The following is a 224-nucleotide window of genomic DNA, read 5'->3' on the forward strand; positions in this document are numbered from 1 at the left end:
GCAATCCACTATGTGCCAGAATCACGAGTAAGAGATTTAGAAATCGATGGTTTGTCACAAAGCAAACTAATTAAAAATTTAAAGAGTGGTAACACTTTAGAAAAGATTGTAAACGACTTCTATGAATCAGAAGGTGTGAATATCACACAAGGTGCGACTAAGTATGTGATACAAGATCGCTTACGTGAGAATCGTAAGAGAGAAAGAGAGTTAGAAAAACAACG

General features: G+C 35.7%; 1 protein-coding gene. It reads left to right on the forward strand.

The window, feature by feature from the left end; translation table 11 throughout:
* A partial coding sequence (locus CD036_RS13215; protein ID WP_180992452.1) for a hypothetical protein occupies positions 1 to 224 on the forward strand: 224 nt, incomplete at both ends.

Origin of the sequence: Staphylococcus arlettae (assembly GCF_002902345.1) — a bacterium.
GTDB classification, from domain to species: domain Bacteria; phylum Bacillota; class Bacilli; order Staphylococcales; family Staphylococcaceae; genus Staphylococcus; species Staphylococcus arlettae.